The 24,042-nt window shown below is 39.5% G+C and carries 23 protein-coding genes and 1 riboswitch; of the genes, 11 read left to right on the forward strand and 12 right to left on the reverse strand.

Annotation, left to right across the window (positions count from 1 at the left end):
* Positions 1-383: 383 nt before the first annotated feature.
* A complete protein-coding gene (locus tag NSQ49_RS06485; protein WP_159865915.1) occupies positions 384-917 on the forward strand; it encodes a universal stress protein in 534 nt (177 codons plus the stop codon).
* A gap of 24 nt (positions 918-941) precedes the next feature.
* Here NSQ49_RS06485 and NSQ49_RS06490 read toward each other — a convergent pair whose 3' ends face one another.
* Entirely contained in the window at positions 942-1,415 is a 474-nt protein-coding gene (locus NSQ49_RS06490; protein ID WP_159865912.1) for a helix-turn-helix transcriptional regulator, read from the reverse strand.
* Positions 1,416-1,687: 272 nt separating this feature from the next.
* On the opposite strand from NSQ49_RS06490, the gene NSQ49_RS06495 reads away from it, so the two are divergent.
* The 5 genes from NSQ49_RS06495 (at position 1,688) to NSQ49_RS06515 (ending at position 7,388) form a co-directional block, all read left to right on the forward strand.
* Positions 1,688-2,827, forward strand: a complete 1,140-nt coding sequence (locus NSQ49_RS06495) for a histidine kinase N-terminal domain-containing protein (protein ID WP_159865909.1) — start codon at positions 1,688-1,690, stop codon at positions 2,825-2,827.
* Positions 2,828-2,955: 128 nt separating this feature from the next.
* On the forward strand, positions 2,956-3,498 hold the full coding sequence (locus tag NSQ49_RS06500) for a GNAT family N-acetyltransferase (RefSeq protein WP_251284970.1): 543 nt from the start codon (positions 2,956-2,958) through the stop codon (positions 3,496-3,498).
* Positions 3,499-3,977: 479 nt separating this feature from the next.
* Positions 3,978-5,276 carry a hemolysin family protein gene (locus tag NSQ49_RS06505; RefSeq protein ID WP_251284971.1) on the forward strand — a complete coding sequence of 433 codons (1,299 nt, stop codon included), beginning with the start codon at positions 3,978-3,980 and terminating at the stop codon, positions 5,274-5,276.
* A 290-nt stretch (positions 5,277-5,566) separates the two neighbouring features.
* A complete protein-coding gene (locus tag NSQ49_RS06510) occupies positions 5,567-5,968 on the forward strand; it encodes a MerR family transcriptional regulator (RefSeq protein WP_159866235.1) in 402 nt (133 codons plus the stop codon).
* 64 nt (positions 5,969-6,032) lie between these two features.
* Complete coding sequence (locus NSQ49_RS06515; protein ID WP_159865900.1) at positions 6,033-7,388, forward strand: hemolysin family protein; 1,356 nt, start codon at positions 6,033-6,035, stop codon at positions 7,386-7,388.
* Positions 7,389-7,463: 75 nt separating this feature from the next.
* Here NSQ49_RS06515 and NSQ49_RS06520 read toward each other — a convergent pair whose 3' ends face one another.
* On the reverse strand, positions 7,464-8,879 hold the full coding sequence (locus NSQ49_RS06520) for a sensor histidine kinase (RefSeq protein WP_251284973.1): 1,416 nt from the start codon (positions 8,877-8,879) through the stop codon (positions 7,464-7,466).
* A complete protein-coding gene (locus NSQ49_RS06525) occupies positions 8,869-9,567 on the reverse strand; it encodes a response regulator transcription factor (protein WP_159865894.1) in 699 nt (232 codons plus the stop codon). Before NSQ49_RS06525 ends, NSQ49_RS06520 begins: the two co-directional genes overlap by 11 nt.
* A 183-nt stretch (positions 9,568-9,750) precedes the next feature.
* Between NSQ49_RS06525 and NSQ49_RS06530 the strand changes: the two genes are divergently transcribed.
* The 3 genes from NSQ49_RS06530 (at position 9,751) to NSQ49_RS06540 (ending at position 12,337) form a co-directional block, all read left to right on the forward strand.
* Complete coding sequence (locus tag NSQ49_RS06530; protein ID WP_251284974.1) at positions 9,751-10,392, forward strand: hypothetical protein; 642 nt, start codon at positions 9,751-9,753, stop codon at positions 10,390-10,392.
* Between the two features lie 122 nt (positions 10,393-10,514).
* Positions 10,515-11,870 (forward strand): IS1182 family transposase, encoded by a 1,356-nt coding sequence (locus NSQ49_RS06535; RefSeq protein ID WP_251285007.1) that lies wholly within the window; start codon positions 10,515-10,517, stop codon positions 11,868-11,870.
* Between the two features lie 149 nt (positions 11,871-12,019).
* Entirely contained in the window at positions 12,020-12,337 is a 318-nt protein-coding gene (locus NSQ49_RS06540; protein ID WP_159865888.1) for an ArsR/SmtB family transcription factor, read from the forward strand.
* A 22-nt stretch (positions 12,338-12,359) separates the two neighbouring features.
* Here the strand turns inward: NSQ49_RS06540 and NSQ49_RS06545 are convergent, their stop codons facing one another.
* Positions 12,360-13,277: a cation diffusion facilitator family transporter gene (locus NSQ49_RS06545; protein WP_251284915.1), complete on the reverse strand. Its 918-nt coding sequence runs from the start codon at positions 13,275-13,277 to the stop codon at positions 12,360-12,362.
* A 194-nt stretch (positions 13,278-13,471) separates the two neighbouring features.
* Positions 13,472-14,767: an NCS2 family permease gene (locus NSQ49_RS06550; RefSeq protein ID WP_251284916.1), complete on the reverse strand. Its 1,296-nt coding sequence runs from the start codon at positions 14,765-14,767 to the stop codon at positions 13,472-13,474.
* Positions 14,768-14,860: 93 nt separating this feature from the next.
* Positions 14,861-14,962: riboswitch (purine riboswitch) on the reverse strand.
* Between the two features lie 189 nt (positions 14,963-15,151).
* On the opposite strand from NSQ49_RS06550, the gene NSQ49_RS06555 reads away from it, so the two are divergent.
* Complete coding sequence (locus NSQ49_RS06555) at positions 15,152-15,466, forward strand: DUF948 domain-containing protein (protein WP_159865879.1); 315 nt, start codon at positions 15,152-15,154, stop codon at positions 15,464-15,466.
* 31 nt (positions 15,467-15,497) lie between these two features.
* On the opposite strand, the gene NSQ49_RS06560 is transcribed toward NSQ49_RS06555, so the two are convergent.
* Positions 15,498-16,403: a YihY/virulence factor BrkB family protein gene (locus tag NSQ49_RS06560; protein ID WP_251284917.1), complete on the reverse strand. Its 906-nt coding sequence runs from the start codon at positions 16,401-16,403 to the stop codon at positions 15,498-15,500.
* A gap of 294 nt (positions 16,404-16,697) precedes the next feature.
* Between NSQ49_RS06560 and NSQ49_RS06565 the strand changes: the two genes are divergently transcribed.
* Positions 16,698-17,591 (forward strand): YitT family protein, encoded by an 894-nt coding sequence (locus NSQ49_RS06565; RefSeq protein ID WP_159865874.1) that lies wholly within the window; start codon positions 16,698-16,700, stop codon positions 17,589-17,591.
* A gap of 187 nt (positions 17,592-17,778) precedes the next feature.
* On the opposite strand, the gene NSQ49_RS06570 is transcribed toward NSQ49_RS06565, so the two are convergent.
* The 6 genes from NSQ49_RS06570 to NSQ49_RS06595 form a co-directional block, all read right to left on the reverse strand.
* Complete coding sequence (locus tag NSQ49_RS06570) at positions 17,779-18,555, reverse strand: sulfite exporter TauE/SafE family protein (protein ID WP_251284918.1); 777 nt, start codon at positions 18,553-18,555, stop codon at positions 17,779-17,781.
* Positions 18,556-18,619: 64 nt separating this feature from the next.
* On the reverse strand, positions 18,620-18,847 hold the full coding sequence (locus tag NSQ49_RS06575; protein WP_159865868.1) for a sulfurtransferase TusA family protein: 228 nt from the start codon (positions 18,845-18,847) through the stop codon (positions 18,620-18,622).
* Between the two features lie 39 nt (positions 18,848-18,886).
* Positions 18,887-20,008: an MBL fold metallo-hydrolase gene (locus NSQ49_RS06580; RefSeq protein ID WP_251284919.1), complete on the reverse strand. Its 1,122-nt coding sequence runs from the start codon at positions 20,006-20,008 to the stop codon at positions 18,887-18,889.
* Between the two features lie 41 nt (positions 20,009-20,049).
* Positions 20,050-20,628 carry a sulfurtransferase TusA family protein gene (locus NSQ49_RS06585; RefSeq protein ID WP_251284920.1) on the reverse strand — a complete coding sequence of 193 codons (579 nt, stop codon included), beginning with the start codon at positions 20,626-20,628 and terminating at the stop codon, positions 20,050-20,052.
* 21 nt (positions 20,629-20,649) lie between these two features.
* Entirely contained in the window at positions 20,650-21,126 is a 477-nt protein-coding gene (locus NSQ49_RS06590; RefSeq protein ID WP_285871371.1) for a DsrE/DsrF/DrsH-like family protein, read from the reverse strand.
* Between the two features lie 1,389 nt (positions 21,127-22,515).
* Positions 22,516-23,928, reverse strand: coding sequence for a SpoVR family protein (locus NSQ49_RS06595; RefSeq protein ID WP_251284921.1), 1,413 nt, complete (start codon positions 23,926-23,928; stop codon positions 22,516-22,518).
* Between the last annotated feature and the right edge of the window lie 114 nt (positions 23,929-24,042).

Raw genomic sequence — 24,042 nt, forward strand, 5'->3', positions numbered from 1 at the left:
CGGAAGTCTTCAGATTACACCGATAACAGCATAACTTCAAAAAATATGTTTTTATATAGTATTTTATTTCCATGGTAATTTCTTTTGGACATATAAAATATACCCTGAAATTTTCAAGGTCACTCTTCACAGCTGAAAATATGCATTAGACCTTACGGAATCCGGTCATTTTTTATGGGGGTATTAAAAGTTTTGGCTCTATTTCAAAGATTGTTATTCTTTGTATATGAATACTGCCCGTTGATTTAATTAAAGTTATGAAAAACAACAACTTTACGAATATAGCCTAAGTTTTCCAGCCCTGATGATTCTTATGATTTACTCTTTACAGCTAAGGGTATATAAACAATAAGTTTCCTTATTTTAAGAAGGAGTGAACATTGATGAATATTAATAGAATTGTATTGGGCTATGATGATTCGGATGGCAGCAGGCAGGCATTGAATATGGCAATCGGATTAGTTAAACAAAATCCTGAAGCTCAGCTCCTGGTTGCTCAGGTCTTTGAAGAAACAGTGGAAAATATCCCCATAAATAATAAAAAAGCGGTAGAGCCTGTTAGAACAAACGGCTATCTGCTGGAAGGAATTCAGATTCCTCCTCTTCCTGTATATCATGATGAATCCTCGTCCAATACACACGCAAGAGTAAAGCATAGTGTTGACAATACTTTTTATAATGCAAAGGAAATCCTTGAGCCTTATGGCATTAATGCAAAGTTCGAAGTTCTTGAGGGGGGCCCGGCAGAAAGCATATGTGAATATGCAGCGGCCGAAAACGCTGATTTAATCATTGTGGGAAACTCAGGCAAAGGCGGAATTAAAGAAATGTTCCTTGGGAGCACCAGTACAAAAATTGCCAAAAGTGCCACTTGTCCGGTTCTTATAGCTAAAGATAAGGAATATCCCGTAAAATAGAAAAGCAGCCCGGCGGCTGCTTTTTTATTGTTGCTGAAGGTCTTTATTCTCTGCTGCGAGCTCCTCAAACCGTTCTTTAGAAGACAATTCATCGAAACTGCTGTAAATCCTAAAATGGTCCTGGTCAATAATCCTGTAGTGCTGGCTGATGATGTTTTGCTGAAGGATCAAACCGTTGCTTCTCTTTATTTCCCGCCACCATAGCTTTCCGCCAAGAGTCTTTTCCTTCCTATAATCGATTCCTTCTCTGGCAATAGTCTCAAGGACTTCAAGCGGTTCATTTCCAAACAAAAACCGGACTGTTTCCGTTTCTCTGAATAATGCACAAACAGCTACCACTGTGGACCAGCCTGCCTCCGCTCGCCCTTTCTCTATTTGAACCAGGGTCTTTTTTGAAACACCAATAATTTCCGCCATTTTATCCTGTGTGTATCCTGCCTCTGTCCGAATAAGACGTATCTTATCTGAAACTTTCAGTATAATTTCATCTCTAGTCAATGCAGCTTCATTCCTTTTTTGTTGTTGGTGTAAATTTACACCTGTTTTATATATTATAAAAGAAATAATGACAATATTACAAATTAAAAACTACCTTTTCCTTTAACTATACCAATTATATCAAAAAAATAACTGTGCATTTAGTCACGAGTTAGCTATAATCTACAGGGTAAAAATTACTGTAATTTTCCATAAAATTAACAGAGGATTTTAAAAAATTCTATCGAAATTTATGGGTTAAGTGTTACTATGAAAAAAAAGTGGAGGATAAAATGACGATTGAAACAAATAATGCCATTTTGGAGCTGCTTCTGACGGAAAGAGAAAACCTTTTAAGGGAATGGAACGATAAAATCCTCATAAATAGGGATGATCCTTTTAAAGATAAAATTAAAGATAATGGCGACGCCATGTACCAATTGGTGATTCAAATATTGCTGAAAGATGGGAAAGAACTCGAAGACTATATTCAGAAACTGGCGTACTCTGTCGCTGAACAGCGAGTAAAAGCAGATATTAATATTGGAGATTTTGTTTATAATGTCAATCTGGGAAGAACGATCATTCTCAATATATTGAATCGTTCTGAAATACATTTTAATGATCTCCAGAGACAGTACGAAAAAATCGGTTATTGTTTCGATAAATTCTTGTATCACGCTGTGTCCAGATATACGGACGCCAAGGATCAGATAATAAAGGAAAAAACACAATTTATCGATTCCACCCATAAAGATAGATTAACACTGCTGGGCCAGATGACTTCAAGCTTTATTCATGAATTCAGAAATCCGCTTACGTCTGTACAAGGGTTTATTCAGCTGTTAAAATCCGAAAATCCCTCCATGAAGTATTTAGATATCATTTCAAATGAACTGGAGCAGCTGAATTTTAGAATTTCACAATTCTTGCTCCTATCTAAAAAGGAACTGATTGGAAAAGAAAAAATCACTTTCTCTTTAAATGAATTAATAGATGAAGTCCTTATATTTTTGTATCCCAGTATTTTGGATGGAAAGGTTACGATTCTTCAGGATATGAAAGAAGATATCTATTTGGTTGGCTATGCGGATGAAATCCGTCAAGTTTTCATCAATATTATCTTCAATGCTATTGATGTGCTTACACAGTACCGGAGCGACCCTGTCATCCATATTAAGAGCAAATGGGTTCCGGATGGTCAGATTAAGCTGGATATTTCCAACAATGGGCCGAGAATTCCGGATCATCTTGTTAATTCTATATTTGAGCCATTTGTTACAACCAAAACACTCGGAACGGGGCTTGGTCTATTTGTTTGCAGAGAAATAATTGAAAAGCACCAAGGGACTCTGACCTGCGACACCGAATCAGACTGGACCGTGTTCAGCATAACTCTTCCAACTGAAAAGCTGACTAAAGACAAGAGCTGACTCCGAACCGGGAGCAGCTTTTTCATCTTTCATTCAAAGTAGCCTTTTTACAAAAAAATCATATACTTTTATTTTTTTCCAGATTATTATTAATATTATTTGCAGTTTGGGTGAAGGAGGTTTATCACTTGTTTTCATTAAAAGTAGATGAAGAAATAGAATTACAATTGTTCCAGCTTCATCATTCAGAAGAGCTTTTCGACCTGGTGGACAGAAACCGCATCCACTTAAGAGAGTGGCTTCCATGGGTAGATAATATGGCTTCACCAGTTCAGTATCATTCGATTATTCCTTTATGGCTGAAACAGTTTGCCGATAATAACGGCTTTAATGCCGGAATCCGTTATCAGGGAAATCTTGCAGGCTCTATAGGTTTTCACCAAATCGACTGGAACAACAGACAAACCAGCATTGGCTACTACCTTGCAAAGGATTTTGAGGGAAGCGGAATTATGACTCGAAGCGTGCAGGCCATGATCAATTATGCTTTTTTTGATTTAAAACTGAACCGCATCGAAATCCGCTGCGGGATCAGAAATGAAAAAAGCCGAGCGATACCTGAACGTCTTGGCTTTCGCCAGGAAGGTATTATAAGGGATGGCGAGTATCTTTATAATCGATATCACGATCTTGCCGTATATGGACTTCTGGCAAGAGAATGGAGAATTTAAACTAAAAGCTGTTTTGAAAGAGTTTGTTGCTTTTTCATAACCTAATTTAATTTGCTGAGTTGATCTTCGATGTGGGCACTTGATCCTCGAAAATGCTGACGCATTTCCTTCGTTCGGTGCCTGATAGAGGTAGCTTATCAAATGTCCTGCGGGAGGAGAGGGCAGTGTGAGACCCCGCAGGCGAAGCCGAGGAGGCTCGCATTCTTCCCCGCGGTTGCTGCAATCAACGGGCAGAATTCATAAAGAAAAACAACAATCTTTGAGAAAAGAGCCTAACAGAAAGCCTGCGAACAGGCTTTTTTTATTTTCCCCTGCATTTAGGATCGGCAATATTTATTACTCCTGATTACATCTCTTAATTCAGGGTAATTCATATAAAATGTATCCTTTATTCATGATTTATTTGTAAAATTTATGAATAAGGGAAAAGTAGTTATAAAGGAGGTGGCGGTCCCTTACCTTTACAGGAAGGGTTTTATATGATCACCCTTAACCTATTCTTGCTATTTTTATTAATTGCATTAACTGCTTTCTTTGTTGCATCTGAATTTGCCATTGTTAAAGTACGAACTTCACGAATTGACCAGCTTACCCTGGAAGGAAATCCTAAAGCCCATTCTGCGAAACAAGTGATAAGCAGCCTGGATGAATATTTATCTGCCTGTCAGCTTGGAATTACAATCACCGCACTGGGCCTTGGCTGGCTCGGTGAACCGACTATCGAGAGACTGTTTCAGCCTATATTTGAAAGTCTCAGCTTGCAGGCTTCCTTAACTCATATCCTCTCCTTTGTCATTGCTTTCGCTGTGGTGACTTTTCTCCATGTGGTCATTGGGGAGCTTGCGCCAAAAACCTTTGCCATTCAAAAGGCAGAGGCCATAACTTTATCTTTTTCAAAGCCATTAATAATATTTTATAAGATAATGTATCCGTTCATTTGGATTTTAAATGGTTCAGCCAGGGTTGTAACAGGATTATTTGGACTGAAGCCGGTTTCAGAGAGTGAGATGGCTCATTCAGAAGAAGAGCTTCGGATTATCCTATCTGAAAGCTTAAAGAGCGGTGAAATTAACCCATCCGAATACCAGTATGTTGATCGAATATTTGAATTTGACAATAGAATAGCCAAAGAAGTTATGGTTCCGCGGACCGAGATTGTTACCATCCCGGAAGATTCATCACTGGCAGAAACCCTCGATCTCATATTAAATGAACGATATACACGCTATCCGGTCACTGCTGGCGATAAGGATAATATTCTCGGGATCATGAATGTTAAGGAAATCTTAACTGACTGTGTAAGAAAAAAATGTGAAGAGGAACGCCCATTACTGCAATATATTAAACCTGTCATCAGAGTTATTGAAACCATCCCTATTCATGATTTGCTCCTTAGAATGCAAAAGGAGCGTTCACATATGGCTATTCTCCTTGATGAGTATGGCGGAACTGCCGGATTGGTCACTGCAGAAGATATCCTGGAAGAAATCGTAGGTGAAATCCGGGACGAATTTGATGCCGATGAACTTCCGCTTATTCAAAAGTCAGGGGAAAACCATTATATCCTTGATGCGAAACTGCTGATTTCAGAAGCAAATGATCTCCTGGGCACAGCTTTATCTCATGATGATGTGGACACCATCGGCGGCTGGATCATGACGCAAAAGTACGATGCTGCACAGGGAGACATTATAGAAGAAGATGGATACAGATTTATGATCAAAGAAATGGACGGACACCATATTTCTTATATTGAAGTTGTGAAAATAATAAAATGAATTACTTAAGACCAGAAGCATACTTTAGCTTCTGGTTTCTCTTGCCTGCAGACAGTTTAAGCTGCTTCATGTAACCCATCTGAATTTTTTTATTTTTTCCGAATCTTTTTACTTCATATTTTATGAATAATTTCATAAAATAAGTGTAATCCTTTTTTCCAAACTGCTACGTTTGACTGTATGGTTTCCGCTAACGTATAATTAATTCTAACTATATCTCTTGTTGAAAAGTACTATTATGGAGATATAAGTATTCAAAACAGAGGTGATATGATGGGGCTTACTATCGTATCGGCGAATTAGCCAATATTGCTAATGTTTCTAAAAGAACAATTGACTACTACACTAGCATTGGACTAATAAAAGCGAAACGCTCAAAATCAAATTATCGCATATATTCAGAAGAAGTATTGTCTGATTTAAGATTCATTGAGGAATGCAAACAACTGCATCTACCGCTTGAAGAGATTAAAAGAAAACTAGAAATGAAAACGAAAAGGGAGATTCAGACAGGGGAAGTTGAAAAGCATATAAACACAGTGACTTTACAGATGAAACAGCTTCAGCAGGAAATAGCTGTGCTCATGCCGCTTATTAATACAATGGATGATGAGCAGAAAGATGGCTATTCCAGAAAGCTGACTGCCGAAAGTACTGCTTTGCTCCGTTCCCTTTCCGGCTTAACCAGCTAGTCCCATTTTTCACAAAATCAGGAGGTGACACCCTGCCCGTTTAGGCGGGAGAAGGGGAACTTATTTGGACATATTAAACTTGGTTTTTATAGCCATTTTAATTGCTTTAACGGCGTTTTTCGTAACATCGGAATTTGCCATTGTTAAAATACGAAGTTCCAGGATTGATCAGCTAATTGAAGAAGGCAATAAAAATGCAATAGCTGCTAAGAAAGTAATATCGAATTTGGATGAATATCTATCAGCATGCCAGCTGGGAATTACCATTACAGCCCTTGGTCTTGGCTGGCTGGGTGAGCCGACAATTGCACACCTGCTTCGGCCAGTGATCTACAGTTTCGGCCTGCCATCATCCGTTTCGCATGTAATCTCAATCAGCATTGCTTTTGCTTTTATCACCTTCCTGCATGTAGTGGTGGGAGAATTGGCTCCAAAGACTCTGGCAATACAAAAAGCAGAAGCCGTTACACTTTTAACAACACGTCCTTTAATCTGGTTTTACCGGGTCATGTATCCGATTATTTGGGCGCTGAATGGCTCTGCCCGCCTATTGACCAGCATGTTTGGATTAAAGCCTGCTTCTGAACACGACTTAGCACATTCTGAAGAAGAACTTCGCATCATTTTATCAGAAAGCTATGAAAGCGGCGAAATTAACCAATCTGAGTTTAAGTATGTAAATAAAATCTTTGAATTTGATAATCGTATCGCGAAAGAAATTATGGTTCCGCGTACCGAAATAGTTTCTCTTTCAAAAGACGATACACTTGAGGATTTTCTTCAAATCGTCCAAGAAGAGAAATTTACTCGGTATCCGATTATAGATGGAGATAAAGATCATATTATTGGCATGGTCAATATTAAAGAAGTCATGACAGATTTCATAATGAACCGGGAATTATCATCAAGCACTCTTGAATCGTACATCCGTCCCATTATCCGGGTCATTGACAGCATCCCTATCCATGAGCTGCTGCTTAAAATGCAAAAGGACCGCATCCACATGGCCATTTTAATGGATGAATACGGCGGTACCTCAGGGCTAGTGACTGTTGAGGATATCATCGAAGAGATTGTAGGCGAGATCCGTGACGAGTTCGACATGGATGAAGTGCCGATGGTCAGAAAGACGCAAGAGGGACAATATATTATTGATTCAAAAGTTCTTGTCAGCGAAGTTAACGACTTGCTGGGTATCGATATAAATGATGAAGATATTGATACCATTGGCGGATGGATATTGACTGAAAATTACGAAGCCAAACAAGGCGACATAATTGAAAAAGGAAAATATCGTTTTAAAATTCTTGATATGGAGGATCACCATATTAAGTATATTGAAGTAACAGCAGTACCTGAAACAGAAGAGCCTGCCCCTGCAAAAGAAGTGCCTTTTACTGAAACAGAGGTATTGTCTTAAAGTGAAACCGTATCTGCCTGTTATACTTCGATAAATAACCAAAGGAACAGCCTCCTGGAGTGCTGTTCCTTTTCTTTAGCCTATTTGTTCCCGTGGAAATCTAATCGTAAACTTGGTCCCTTTCCCTTTTTCACTGCTGACATTAATTTCTCCGCTGTGCAGCTGAACAAGCTGTTTAACAATAGAGAGACCAATGCCAAATTCACCAAATGAATGATTGGTCCGGGATAGATCAGCTTTATAAAAACGGAGCCAGATCGACTCAATTTCCTGCGGATCGATGCCTATACCTGTATCTTCTATTACGATCAATGTTTGATCCGGACCTACTTTACCCCTTAAAAATATGGAGCCCTGCTCGGTAAATTGAATGCTGTTTTTTACAATATTAACTAGGATCTGAATTAACCGGTCGTAATCCGCATACACAGAAGTCCCTTCTTCAGCCTCTAAATAAATTTTATTACCCTTTTCCACTGCCTGCATTTCCAGCTGTTCCTTCACAATTTCAAAGGCTTCCATGAGATCAATCTCCATTTTATTCAGCTGCAGCTGATTGGAACGGATCTTTTCATAATCCAAGTTTTCATTCACCAGCCGAATAAGCCTTTTTGCTTCCCTGTCTATCAGGATCATCCCTTTTTCTGTATCCTCCTCCGGGATCAAACCTCCCTTAATGCCCTCAGCCAAGCCGCTGATAGTGGTCAAAGGAGTTCGAAGCTCGTGCGAGACATCTGCAATAAATTTCCTTCTTCTATTTTCCAGCCTTTTAATTTCTTCATTAGATTCCCTCAGTCTTGCTGCCATATTATTAAAGTCTTTAGCCAATTCACCAATTTCATCCATATAGGTGTAGGGAATGTTAATGTCATAGTTCCCGGATGAAATCATGGAGGCAGCATTCCTGAGCTCCGTTATTCTCTTGATCAGATTTTTGGAGAGAACAAGACTTAAGAGAATGGTCGCAGAGAGTGAAATAAAAATGGTATATAATAAAAATCGGTTTAATTGGCTGACAACCTCCATAGCCCCTGTTATAGGAGACAGAAGCAAGACTCCGCCAACAAGGCTGCCCCCCTGCATATATGGAAGGGCAACCAATGTTACCTCCTGGCCAAAGCGCTCTATATCATGCTTTACAGTTACTTTATTTCCTTTCGAAATTTCATTCCACTCAGATTTTGTCAGCTGAATCATCGGATCGGATTTAAGTTCGGGGTATAAGACCCTCCCTTTATGATCAAAGAGGATATATTTGATATTTCTGGCATCAAGCAGCTGGCTGTATTCTGTCAAAAATTGTTCATCCCCCTCTATCCTGACTGTTATGTCTGTCAGGATCTGCTCTCCATATGAATCAAGCTCTTCCACTTTATTTTCAAAAATATAATTCTCCACAAACTGGGAGAAGAGAAGGCTTAATAACAGGAATGCCAATATTAGAATGCTGACATGACTAATCAGCAGCTGATAAAAATACTTAACCTTCATTTTCCGCTGCCGTTTCATCGAATTTATAGCCCACACCCCATACAGTATGGATAAATGGCTGCTCGTCCGTGCCAATTTTTTTCCGGAGTCTTTTTATATGTACATCTACCGTTCTTTCATCTCCATAAAACTGATAACCCCATACACTATCGAGCAGCTGCTCTCTTGTAAAAACCTGCTTCGGATGTTTTACAAGATAATACAGCAAGTCAAATTCCTTTGGTGTCAAGTTTTTTAAAAGCTGCCCATTATAATATGCCTCTCTGGATTCTTTACTGATTTTAAAATAATCACTGGCAACGTAGTGGTGTTCATCCGTTCCTGATTCAGCCCGAAATCTGCGTGTGACAGCTTTAATTCTGGCCATCAGCGTCAGCGGGCTGAATGGCTTAGTCACATAATCATCAGCGCCCATTTCAAGGCCCAGAACCTGATCGGATTCGCTGTCTTTAGCCGTCAGCATGATAATTGGAACCTTGCTCAGCTCCCTTATTTTCCGGCAAAGCGTCACACCATCCATAACCGGAAGCATCCAATCAACGATAATCAAATCCCACTTTTCTTTATTAAAATGCTCAAACCCCCGCTGGCCATCATGAACAAATACACCCTGATACCCTTCTTTCATAAAGAACATTTCCAGCATGGAACAGACACTTTCATTATCTTCCACAACAAGTATTTTCATTTTGCCTTCACCGCCCCTGAACAGTCTTTTATTCTTAATGTAATCGAAGTGAGTGTTTTTTTACAATTAATATCTCTGACCATAGTGTTTTTCTATAAAAAGTCAGCCAAATTTTTTATTGTTTAGCAATATCTTGGGAAATGCTAAATACGAGTTATCATTTTGAAAGGAGCGCAATAAAGAATGAATAAAAAATTTCTACTGCTAATATCATTTTGCCTTTTTTTAGCTGGGGCCGCTTTATCGGTTAATGCTGAAACAGCGCCAAGGGAAAAATCACCTTCACAAGAGGAAAAACATGAGCACCATCACAGAATTATTGATGAATCCCTAATGAAATCCCTTCAGGAACAAGGATTCACAAAAAAGGAAATCTTTATAGCTGCACACATTGCAAAGTTTTCAAATAAAAAGGTTGAAGACGTTTTAAGCTTTTACAAAAAAAATAATTCCTCCTGGGAAAAAACAGCAAAGCAGTATGGAGTGGATATAGAGAAAATAAAAAAGCATCATCACCATCACATGGAAAAGTTCCTTGAAACTCATAAGGAAGCTGTTCTGCAAAAGGTCTCCGAGTATTCCGGAAAATCCCCTCAAGTGCTGCAGACTTATCTTGACAAAGGAGTCCCTCTTCGTTTCCTTGTTTCAGGTGCAGCCGTGGCAAAAGCGGCAAACAAGGATCTGGATGAAATAATCCAGATGAGGGAACAAGGAAAGTCATTGCTAAATATAAAAACAGAATTAAATCTTGATAAAGAACAAATTCATGCTGAAATGAAAAAACTGATTGATGAAATTCACAAGGAAATCAGAAAGACAAAATAATAAGTTAAAACCGCAGAGAGATCTCTGCGGTTTCAGCTTGTAGACAAAGTCTGCTTTGCAGACCACGTCTACAAGCTTTTTTTGTATAATTAGATTGAAAAGATTTTTTGTGGGGGATTCAAATGTTATCAAAACACGTAGAAGATGGAAGAAATCAAATAGAAATGGTCGCTCTTGACCAATTAGTGCCTGAAGATCACCTGGTTAGAAAGATCGAACAAGCTATTAATTTTGAATTCATTTATGACCTAGTAAAAGATAAGTATAGCTTAGACAATGGGAGACCTAGTATTGACCCTGTTGTCCTTGTTAAAATGGTGTTCATTCAATATCTATTTGGCATACGCTCGATGCGTCAAACAATTAAAGAGATTGAGACCAACGTAGCCTATCGTTGGTTTATTGGGTATGGGTTCACAGAGAAAGTTCCTCATTTTTCAACCTTCGGTAAAAACTACGCACGACGCTTTCACAATACGGACCTTTTTGAACAAATCTTCTATCGTATCTTAAAAGAAGCCATGACAAAGGGATTGGTCGACCCATCAGTTGCTTTTATTGATTCTACCCATGTAAAAGCGAATGCGAATAAAAAGAAGTTTGAGAAGAAAATAGCTCGTGTTGAAACAAGAAGTTACCAAGCTCAGCTAGATGAAGAAATTAATATCGACCGTGAGGAACACGGAAAAAAGCCCTTCCCCCCACAGAATAAAGAAGAGTCAAAAGAAATAAAGGTCAGTACAACAGATCCTGAAAGTGGCTATTATGTAAAAGATGAACGGGAGAAATTATTTGCTTATTCATTTCATACAGCATGTGATTCTCGTGGGTTTATCTTAGGTTCTCTTGTCACTGGTGGAAATGTTCATGATAGTCGCATGTTAGACCAACTCGTCACTCAAGTCAGGGATAAAGTTGGAAAGCCTGAATCTATCGCAGTTGATGCTGGATATAAGACACCCCACATAGCAAAATTCCTTATGGATCAAGAGATTAGACCCGTTATGCCCTACACTCGTCCGAGAACAAAAGACGGATATCTTAAAAAGTACGACTACGTATATGATGAACATTTTGATTGCTATATTTGTCCTGAAGGACAAATCCTTCCTTACCGCACAACGACTAGAGATGGCTACAAACAGTACACTTCAAATCCACAAAAGTGTAAAGAATGCCCTCTTTTAGAACGTTGTACTCAAAGCCAAAATCACACTAAAATGATTCATCGGCATTTATGGCAGGGTTACATAGATGAAGTGGAACATCTGAGACATACCGAACTGAATAAAACGTTATATGCAAAGCGCAAAGAAACGATCGAACGTGTCTTTGCGGATGCAAAAGAAAAGCATGGCATGCGTTGGACGACCCTAAGAGGGCTTAAAAAAGTTTCAATGCAGGCGATGCTTACTTTCGCTGCTATGAACCTTAAGAAACTGGCAAATTGGACATGGCGAGGACCATGTCCAGCTTAATTATTGAGGTATGCCAACTGAAAAATATGATAAAACCCCAGTTTCACAAAATGAAACTGGGGTTTGTCTACGGTCTGAAACCGCAGAGAGATCTCTGCGGTTTCGTTTTATATAAAACAATCTTATAATGAAAGAGAGAGGTGAACAAAATGACAGATAATAAATCGGCGTATCCAGATGACCTGGATGAAGAAACTTTATTCATGGTCTCACAGACCTTCAAAGCTCTATCCGACCCAACCAGACTTAGAATTCTTCACTTATTATTTCACGGAGAGTACTCTGTTAATGAAATTGCCGAAAATTTATCCCTGCTCCAGTCTACGGTTTCTCACCAGCTCCGCTTTTTGAAAAACCTGCGTCTGGTAAAATTCCGCCGTGAAGGAACTACTCTCTTCTACAGCCATGATGATGAACATGTCATAAGTTTATTAAACCAAGCAATTGAACATAGCCAGCATTCATGAATAAGCTGTCCTTTGGGCCTTATTAATTGCAGCTTTCATTATGGCCGGGACAGCCCTTTCTTTCTCCTTCCACTTGTATCGTGCTATGCTCAATCCCATATTCATCATGCAGTACCGATTGAGCAGCATGAAGGACTGCATCGTGGCCGCCTTCATATTCAATTACAAGATGGCAGCTAAGAGAAGGAAACCCGGAAGTAATCGTCCAAATATGAAGATCGTGCACATCTATGACATGCGTAAGTCTGAGGAGCGCACTTTTAATTTCCTCAGGATCCAGGTGGGCAGGTGTTCCCTCCATTAATATGTGGAAAGACTCCTTTGCCACTCTCCATCCGCTTATTAGGATAAGAACTGCTACGATTACACTTGCAATAGGATCAGCAAGTCCCCATCCGAAAAAATAAATTAAAAGAGCTGCCGCAATAGCTCCAACAGAACCAAGCAGGTCACCAAGAACATGCAGAAAAGCGCTCCTTACATTTAAGTTGTGATCCTTATCCCCGCTCATTAATATGAATGCTGCTGCAATATTGACGAGAAGCCCGATCGATGAAATTACCAGCATCCCCATACTTTGAACCGCAGGAGGCTCAAGAATGCGGTGATAGGCTTCATAGAAAATATAGAGAGAAATTAAGAGCAGTGTTATTCCATTGATTGAAGCAGCAATAATTTCAAATCGTTTATAGCCAAATGTTTTTGAGTTCGTCGCCTTTTTTTCGCCAATTTTGATAGCCAGAAAACTTAAGCCAAGCGCAGCTGCATCACTCAGCATATGTCCGGCGTCCGACAGAAGCGCAAGGCTGTTAGTCCATATGCCTCCTATCACCTCTACAATCATAAATGCAGCAATTAAAATAAATGCCCACATCAAAGCCTTTTTATTGCCAGTGTGATGGTGACCATGTGAATGTCCGTGCCCATGACTGTGTCCCATTTTATACACCCCTTTATATGAATATATGCTCATATATATTATGTATGACTTTGGCTTATTGTTCAATTATTTTAGTATTCCCTTTTTAATTTAGACCAAATGAATACAATCAAACATATGAAGAAATTAAATAAACCAACAGCAAAGTGAAGTCAAAAAAGGGCTGCCTGAGTATACAGGCAGCCCTATTCCTTTTATGCAAGATAAACAAAATACCCCATAAATGCAATACATAGTCCATACATGATCGGATGGATTTCTTTTGGCCTTTTAAGTGCCAGCATAGTAATTGGGTATAAAATAAAACCGAGTGCAATCCCTGTTGCTACACTGAAGGTCAGAGGCATCATTAAAATGGTCACGAAAGCAGGGATAGCTATTTCCAACTTACTCCAATTAATATGTTTTACCTCCATGGCCATTAGTGCTCCTACAATAATCAGTGCAGGCGATGTTACTTCAGCCGTAATCACACTGAGCAAAGGAGAAAAGAATAGTGCAACCGCGAAGCATGCAGAGATAATCACTGAAGTAAAACCTGTTCTTCCTCCAGCCGCAATCCCTGAACTGGACTCAATCATGGAAGCAGTTGTAGAAGTTCCAAGCACAGAGCCTACGACAGTAGCACTGGAATCTGCCAGAAGCGCTTTGCCGGCATTAGGAATTTCATTATTTTTCATCAGGCCAGCTTGACTCGCAATCGCAATTAAAGCTCCTGCTGTATCAAAAAAGGCAACAAATAAGAAAGTAAATATTACTGCCAGCATTTCAGGAGTAAAAACTTGATCAATATGCAGAAAAACCTCCCCAAATGTCGGCTCAAGGCTCGGAATGGCCCCCACGATATTTTCCGGCTTATCAATTAGGCCAATTAACATTCCGGCAGCAGCTGAAATGACCATGCCATAAAAAATGGCCCCTTTAATACCTCTTACCATTAATACGATTGTTAATATAAAACAGAATACAGCAAGCAGTGTAACTGGGGATTTAATATTGCCAATCGCAACAAATGTCGCTTCATTTCCTACAACAAGGCCTGCATTTTTCAATCCGATGAAAGCAATAAAGAATCCGATGCCGCCTGCAATTGCATGCTTTAAATCCTTCGGTATAATGTTAATAATTTTTTCGCGTATTTTTAATAAACTTAATATCACAAATAAGATCCCTGAAATAAATACACCGGTTAATGCTGTTTGCCATGGAATATCCATTCCGATGCATACTGAAAAAGTGAAGAAAGAGTTGAGGCCCATACTTGGTGCAATTCCAATCGGATAATTGGACAGCAGGCCGATTAATAAAGAGCCAATAATCGCCGAGAGCGCTGTAGCAGTAAAAACAGCCCCTTTATCCATTCCGGCCTGACTAAGGATAATTGGATTTACAATTAAGATATACGCCATTGATAAAAACGTTGTGATACCTGCCATAGTTTCCTGCTTATATGATGTTTCTCTTTCATGAAACCGGAAAAAAGCTGACATGCCATTCCCTCCTTTTTTAGTGGAAAATAAAAAAAGCTCCGCAATATGCGAAGCTGCCATAAAGAAAAACAGAAGAAAATAGCATGCTAATTCCAAACAAGCTATATCCCCTGTAGTCAAGCTATTTACGGCAGCCCGGTAGAAACGCTCAGACCCTATCTCTGAACATATACAGGTAAGATGTAAAGTGCAGTGACCTGCACCAACAAAAATTATATATTGATATAATGAAGCCAATTCTAGCAAACTCAATTATGGCCGTCAATTCTTTAATTTATTCTGAGAATTCCCTTTTATCTTGAAGTTGATTAAAAAGATTTAACGTTAATTTTTTGCTTTAGTGGGTAAATAATAAGAAAACCCGGCATGAGGAGGCAGGTCGTAATGTTCATTGTATATGCAAGCTTGATTCTTATTGCAGCATCCCTGATTTTTCTGGGCATTTATGCTTTTAAAGCATACAAAGATGCTAAACCCGCAATTAAGAAACTGACAGCAATAAGCACTGTCATGCAGCTGAAAGCTGATCAATTGAAATCCGGGGTTGACGAATTGACAGCAACCCAGAAAGAAATCCAAAGGGATATCAATTATAAGAAACAAACATTTAATAATACAGTGTCTGCTGTAAAAGAAACACCGAAGAAAATAAAAAAGTGGTGGAACATTAAAATTCCTTTTATCCATCAAATCAAATAAAACGAGGGCTGAGCCCTCGTTTTATTTTGTCCTATTTAATTGAAAGTGTACGATACGCTTCTCCATCAGATTGTACTTTGGAGTTTTCTTTATTATTGTCCTTCTTCCCGCTGCCCGGCTTGAATGTATTATTTCTGTGGTAGAGTGCACTTATTTCTCCGCCAATAACAAGTGCAAGACCGGTTAAAAAGAACCAAAGCATTAATACAATAACTCCGCCAAGACTTCCATATGTGGCCGAATAATTTCCAAAATTGCTTACATAATAGGATAAGCCAAAGGATATGAGCTGCCACATTACCGTGGCGGCTATTGCACCCGGCAATACCTGTTTGAACGGAAAATGTTTATTCGGTGCGACCTTATAAAGAATCGCCAGAACTGTAACCATGATCACAAAAGCAACTGCCCATCTCAATACATTGATCAGAATTTGCATCCCATCAGATATATTTATAAAGTTTCCAATAAAATTCAAGATTACTTTTCCGAAAACGGGAAGAACCATGGCTACTATGAATGCTGCCAGCAGTCCAAGTGTTAAACCTATGGAAACCAGTCTTGATTTTATAAATGATCTCGATTCTTCTACATCAAACGCATCATTCATGGCCCTTATGAAAGCCTGCATTCCATTAGAAGCGGACCATAATGTACCTATAATACCAAAAGTAAGAAGTCCGCCGTTCGGCTTTGTAATGATATCAATTACATTTTCCTCAATTATACTAAACGAATCAGACGGCATTACACTCTGCAGATAGGATAATGCTTTTTGAGGATCCAGTGATAGATATGGAACGATGGAGATAAGCAGGATCAATAAAGGAAAAATGGAGAGCATATAATAATACGCTTGTTCAGCTGCAAGCCCGGTTGCCCGATCATTCTTAAATTCCTTTCCGAGCTTCTTGCCAAATTGAATAACCTTCTGCATCTAATTACCCCTCCCTTATTCAGCTAATTGCTTGTATGTGTTTATTTCCCCGTAGAGGTTTGAACTAATCGTATTTTCATAAAATATTCAATCAGGTTCATAAAAAAGCATAGAAGTACACTACTAAGCTTGTTATTTAACTTCGGAATCACTTATCTGATTAAGAAATGGTATAATAAGATATAGCACTTATCATTCTGCCGAATATTATTTTGAGCTAAAAAGGCACAAGCTATCATATTATGTTAATAGCTTATAAAGGTGCCTGATATCATAAAAAAATGGGGGTCATTTATGAACGTTTCACTCGAAACTGCTGTTGAAGCAAATGTACATAAAGGATTAACTAAAGGAAAGCTTGCAAAAAGGATTTTCTTCATCATAGTTGGAGCCATACTTATGGGCGTGGGAATCGAGGAATTCCTTGTGCCCAATAAAATACTGGATGGCGGAATAGTAGGCATCTCCATTATCCTCTCTCACCTGTCCGGCTGGAAACTTGGCTGGTTTATTTTCATCCTTAATATTCCATTTTTTTACATAGGGTACAAACAGATAGGGAAAACCTTTGCTTTGTCTACGCTGCTAGGAATTGCCGTATTATCAGCAACTACCCTCCTTTTGCACGATGTCCCTGTTTTTACAGAGGACTTGCTGTTAGCAACTGTATTTGGCGGCATGGTTCTTGGTGTTGGGGTCGGCATGGTAATCCGGTATGGGGGATCCTTAGATGGAACTGAAATCTTGGCCATTCTGGTAAATAAAAAACTTCCGTTCTCTGTCGGCGAAATTATTATGTTTTTCAATATTTTTATTTTTGCTACGGCAGGCTTTGTTTTCGGCTGGAACCGGGCAATGTATTCAATCCTTGCTTATTTCATAGCTTTTAAAACGATTGATGTTGTTATCAGCGGGCTGGATGAATCAAAATCGGCCTGGATCATCAGCGACAAGCATAAGGTAATCGGCGAAGCGATTCTGGCCCGGCTGGGCAGAGGAGTTACCTACTTAAATGGGGAAGGTGCATATACAGGGGACGATAAAAAAGTAATCTTTTGTGTTATCACCAGACTGGAAGAGGCAAAGTTAAAAGCCATCGTTGAAGAAATAGATCCCAGTGCTTTTTTAGCAGTTTCTGATATTGCGGAAGTTAGGGGCGGGAGATTTAAAAAGAAAGCCATTCATTAAGTCAGTTCATAAAAAAGATGAATGCGCCAGTCAAATCAAATTCAAAAGATAACTGATTATATTATAGATTGTGATGATAAGTGATCGTCTCTGATCTGCTCTCTTAAGTGACCCACAAGATTATTGCTGCCGCTTAACCAAAGGTTAAGCGTTAAAGGGAACAGCACCCGCTGTCCCCTCCCGAGAATTATAATATATTTATCCAGATCTTAATGGATGTGGCCAAGATTAGTACAGCCAGAATTACTTGGAGAATTTTTGTATTTACTTCTTTTCCTGCAGCAGCTCCTAATGGAGAAGCAATTATGCTGGCAATAATCATAATGGCTGCCGGAACATAGTCTACCTGTCCGGTTGCTAATTTACCTGCTGCAGATCCAATCGATGAAATAAATGTGATTGCAAGTGACGTCGCAATCGTCATCCTTGTAGGAATCTTTAATACAACCAGCATAATGGGAACCAGTAAAAACGCCCCTGCTGCACCAACGATACCAGCCCCGATGCCGACAATCATAGCAAAAAATGCTGCAAGCCATTTATTGAACTTTACCCTGTCCAAAGGTATGTCATCCAAACCCTTTTTAGGCACAAACATCATGATTGCAGCAATTAAAGCTAAAACACCATATACAAAATTAATGCCGCCTTCAGTCATAAACCTCGAACCGTAGCTGCCGATTAGGCTTCCGGCCAGTACAGCTGAACCCATATAAATAATAAGTGTTTTATTCAGATATCCGCCTTTCCTGTAAGCCCATACACCTCCGATAGTTGCAAAAAACACCTGTATTGCACTGATACCGGACACTTCATGGGCAGAAAATGCTGCTAATCCAAATAATGGCGGAATGTATAAAAGCATAGGGTATTTTATGATTGAGCCGCCAATTCCTACCATACCGGAAATATAAGACCCTATAAAACCTATTAAAAAAATAACAATCAAATAAGTAAAATCCATGTGGCTATCTCCTCCTTATAAGCAATAAAAGGGAGCGGAGACCCCCTTTTATCTATTCAATGGATTAGCCTTTTTTTATCCAGAACTTTAACACTTCATTATCAGCCTCATGTTTTAAAAGCTCATGTCCTGTTGATTCTGTCCAGGCAGCCAAATCTTTGACTGCTCCTTTGTCTGTTGTATGAACCTCAAGCACCTGCCCTGTTTCGATTTCACCTATTGCTTTCTTCGTTTTGACGATGGGCATCGGACAAGCTAACCCTTTCGCATCCAGTACTTTCGCTGTGTTCATGTTCCATTCCTCCCATTTTTAATTATTTCTGCTAACCGATTATCTTACTGCACAGCGATTTGGACCGATTTCCATTTCACGCTGTTTTTCTTCATCCGGACTGATTTTCCCCATATTTGTTTCGCGGATTTCCTGATATGCATTTGGCTGAGGAGGAAGATTCTCAGAAACTAAATTTCTGAACTCCTCTTCGTCTTCAATGTTTAGCCCGTGATTTCTTGCAAATAATGTCCCAAGTTTTTCGGATACACTGCCATCTTCATTTAATTCTTCAATAATCATGAAGTGTGCAGGCAAAACAACTAATTCGTCCGATAGGTCTTTATAGCGCTTATAAAGTGTTTCTCTTAAATCTCCAGCCCAATCACTGGCCTTGCCGGCGAGGTCCGGACGTCCGATTGAATCGATAAATAGAATATCACCTGAAAGAAGGTATCGATCGTCCACTACAAATGATGTCGAACCAATCGTGTGGCCTGGTGAGTAAATAGCTCGTATACTGATTTTAACAGAACCGATCATGACTTCGTTTCCATCTTCAAGACGGCTGTATTCAAATGTTACTTCTTCTGCATCCTTAGGAGGAAGCCAGTAGGAAGCACCCGTTTTTTCGGCTATTTTGCGTCCGCCGGAAATATGATCTGCATGCAGATGAGTATCAAAGACATGCTTGATCACTGCATTCTTTTCAGCAGCAAATTCAGTAAATTCATCTGTCATTCTTGTTGCATCGACAATTGCAGCTTCACCATCTGAAATCACCATGTAGGACAGGCAGCCTTTCCCGATGCGGACGAATTGATATATTTCTCCGCCATCCTTCAGATCACCAGCTTTAATCGGCTCGAGGTATTCACTCCATGATTTCATCCCGCCTGCAAGGTATGAAGCATCGCGTCCTGCTTCTTCAAGCATTTCTGCGACCATTACAGAAGAACCTTCTTTTGCACACACTACTAAAAGCTCTTTATCAGCCGGAATTTTATCAAGAATAGGTTCTACTCCATCCAGAAGTTCGAAGTATGGAACATTCAAGTATTCGAAATTTTTGCCTTCAATCTTCCAATCCTTAAAGTCGTTTTCATTCCGTACATCAAGTATAAATAGTTCTTCATTATGAATAACCTTTTTCGTTACTTCTTTAGCAGTCATTGCTTTCATCGTTTATATACCCCCTAATGTATATTTTTGTATAAAAATTTTTAGTTAAGCTTCGTTTCTTTTGGACCATTCCATTCAGACATTCCCGGGACAACATTCATTACGTTTGAGAAGCCCTTTTCTGCTAATACCTGGGATGCCATATCACTTCGGCTACCTGTCCGGCATACAACAAAAATCTTTGCATTTGGGTCGAGCTCACTAATTCTCTCCTCCAATTCTCCGAAGGGTATCGAAATAGCATTGGGAATATGGCCGAATGCATATTCAGCAGATTCCCTGACATCGAGAATAACGATATCATTATTGGAATCCATCTCTTTTAAAAGATCATCGTTAGAGGCAACAGGCTCAAAAGCTGAAGCTTCGCACTCTTCATTTTCACCTGCTTTTCGTATATAGTGTTTAAGCACTTCGCCATCTTCCATTGTGCCAAGATATTGGTGTCCCGAGCTTTTTGCCCATGCCTGAATATCTGCTTTTGAACCTTTATCTGTTGCAAGTACCTCAAGTACCTCCCCAGGATTCAGATGATTAATTGCTTTTTTTGTTTTTACAATCGGCATTGGGCAGGCAAACCCCTTTGCATCTACTGAAGAATTTGTCTTTAAAGTATCCATTTGAAATTCCTCCTTACGACTTTAGATAAATAAGTTAACATTTCCGTCTTCTGCATCTGCAAGATAAGCCGCTACTCCTGCATATTCCACACCATCTATTATTTCATCGTGCTTAAATCCAAGCAGATCAACAGTCATTTGGCAGGCTACAAGCTTAACTTCCTGTACTTTTGCCATTGCAATAAGGTCGCTTACTGGCATTGTATTGTGCTTTTTCATAATATCTTTTATCATCATAGGACCCATTCCAGCCATATTCATTTTCGATAAGCCCATTTTTTCCGGGCCTCTTGGCATCATTTTGCCAAACATTTTTTCCATGAATGTTTTTTTGACTTGAATCGGTTCATCTTTTCTAAGAGCGTTTAATCCCCAGAAAGTGTGAAAGATGGTTACCTCATGATCGTAAGCAGCTGCACCGTTAGCGATGATATAAGCTGCCATCACTTTGTCATAATCTCCGCTGAATAAAACAATTGTTGTTTTTTTCTTTTCCAATTTTTCATCCTCCTTTTTACCATACCGGGTATATTTATAGTAAAAAATTATGGGTGACCCTTATACCCAATAGGGTATATATTAGAGTGTATTTGTCTTTCTGTCAACTTAATTTTCTTGGCCGGTTGCAGAACAAAAATCTAGTGGCTCTTCCAGTTCATCATACCTCCCAGCATGTAATGATATAATCCTACTGCCAGGATAATGCCTTAACAAATTGAGAAACTAAGCAGAAGCAAGGTTTAAATATAGCCTTTGTGTAAATTATTCGATTTACAACTTAAACAATATACCCCATTAGGTATATTGTCAATACCTTAAGCTTTTATATCCGATGTTGCAGCGAGCTCGAACCCTGACTCCGATTTTATCTGAGCCTGCTCTAGTTCGGACTCTAAATCCGGGTTTTCTGCTTTTTCTGTCTGAAGTTGATCCAAGTTCGGGCTCTGACTCCAGCATTTCCCCTTTTTGTGTCTGGACCTGATCCAAGTTCGGACTCTGACTCCAGCATTTCCCCTTTTTGTGTCTGAACCTGATCCAAGTTCGGACTCTGACTCCAGCATTTCCCCTTTTTGTGTCTGAACCTGATCCAAGTTCGGACTCTGACTCCAGCATTTCCCCTTTTTGTGTCTGAACCTGATCCAAGTTCGGACTCTGACTCCAGCATTTCCCCTTTTTGTGTCTGAACCTGATCCAAGTTCGGACTCTGACTCCAGGTTTTCCCCTTTTTGTGTCTGAACCTGATCTAAGTTCGGACTCTGACTCCAGGTTTTCCCCTTTTTGTGTCTGAACCTGATCCAAGTTCGGACTCTGACTCCAGGTTTTCCGCTTTCTGCGTCTGAACCTTCACCATGTTCGAACTCCAACTTTAGGATTAAATAAAAAAACACCCAAGAGGGTGTTTTTTATTGGCATTAGCAGCAGTCACTTTCATTGCCTAACAAGACTATTCTTTCATTTTCCTGATCAAAGTCCAGGACCATACTTTCTGTGTGCTCCTTGATTTCAGGGTCGATTGCCACCTGGATTTCATTTATTGTTTCGGTTATATCGTCTGATTCCGGCTCATCCAGAGCCAGTCCAATTTGCGGGCCTCCTCAGCCAAAGCCTGCAAAATAAACCCTAATTCCGCCAGTATTCTTCTCTTGAAGAACCTGTTTCAATAGATCCCGAGCTGAATCTGTAATTTTCAAGATCATCATCCTCTCATATGTTAAATCAGAAATGGGTCATTTACTTTTCTATATACCCCAGCCTGTACACTTAATCGTACTGCAATACTCCCTGGGAAGGAAAGTATTTAGTTTTATTCTGCCCATTATTTTAGAGCCTGTTCGGAGCCCCACACCAAAAAGACGAACCACAATATATGTGGTCCGTCTTTTATTTTTACAAATACTTCCTGTGGATGCTCTTTCCATCGTAAGTGAATAGCATATTTTTGCCTTCAACAATGGTTTCCATGTGGACTCCTCTTCCCCACAGCTGGTATACGTATGGGAGTACTTTTTCAAGATATTTAAGATCAAGCTCAACTCCTTCAAACCAGTGCTTAAGGTAAAGCTCTCCGTTCTTCATATAATCGCCGTCATTAACCGTTAAATAAGGGAATCCTCCATTTACACGCATGCTGACAAGCTGATCGCGCACATTCTCCCATTGTTTATCCACAATTTTATAATCCTTGCCCTTTTTCTGGAACAGGTACATATCTTCTCTCATGACAAGGTCTTTTGTTAAATAATTTCTTAAAAAGGATATATCTGACTCAATTTCACGAACTTCGAACATTTTCTCCCTGCCTGAATTTGGTACCACACCACGCCTCTTCATTTCCTCTGTAGGGTTGTTATACCTTTCTTCAATATCTTCAAAAATTTTCAGACCCAGATAATATGGATTAATTCCGGTTCTGGATGGCTGCACGACACCAGCATTCAATTTTGCAAATTCTAATGCTTCAGCTGAAGTCAAATCCATTTCCCTCAAAATACGCTGGTGCCAATACGATGCCCAGCCTTCGTTCATAATTTTGGTTTCCAGCTGCGGCCAAAAATAGAGCATTTCTTCCCGCATCATCGTCAATATATCCCGCTGCCAGTCGGTTAGCTCCCTGCTGTAGCTTTCAATAAACAGCAGTAAATCCTTTTCGGGTTTAGGAGGGAATTTCTTTTTCTTCTTCTTTGGTTCATGCTTCTTATTTCTTTCATCCAAATCCCATAAATCATCATAAGGACTGGAAACCACTGTATCCCCGCTGCTTTCATACTCATCTTCCGTACTCCACGCAAGCTTCGGTCTCATAAGAGATGGATCAATATGTTCCTCGATTGCCAGGACTGCATCAAGGAAAGTTTCCACTTCCTTCTTCCCAAACTCAATTTCATATCGCCTTATTCTTTCAGCAGTGGCAGCCATGCTCTCTACCATGTCCCTTTTTGTGTTTTGAAAACGGACATTATTTTTGAAGAAATCACAATGAGCTAAAACATGCGCCACGATTAATTTGTTTTGGATGAGTGAATTGGAATCCAGAAGAAACGCGTAGCAGGGATCTGAGTTGATGACAAGCTCATATATTTTTGATAATCCTAAATCATAGTGCAGCTTCATTTTATGAAATTGTTTTCCAAAGCTCCAATGCGAAAACCGGGTCGGCATGCCATAAGCGCCGAATGTATAGATGATTTCGGCTGGGCAAATCTCATACCTCATCGGGTAATAATCCAAGCCAAATCCATTTGCAATTTCAGTAATTTCCTGAATGGCATATTCCAATGATTTATTTTCTTCTTCCCGCATTGCCACTCCCCCTTTTAGTCCTTACCATAATCTATGAACCAAAAAGGGGATTGATGAGTAGTCTCTTCATAAGCTTGTAACAAATTACAGCAAAAAGCGGAGCAATCCGCCCCG

It is taken from the genome of Cytobacillus sp. FSL R5-0377, assembly GCF_038004385.1.
Taxonomy (GTDB): domain Bacteria; phylum Bacillota; class Bacilli; order Bacillales; family Cytobacillaceae; genus Cytobacillus.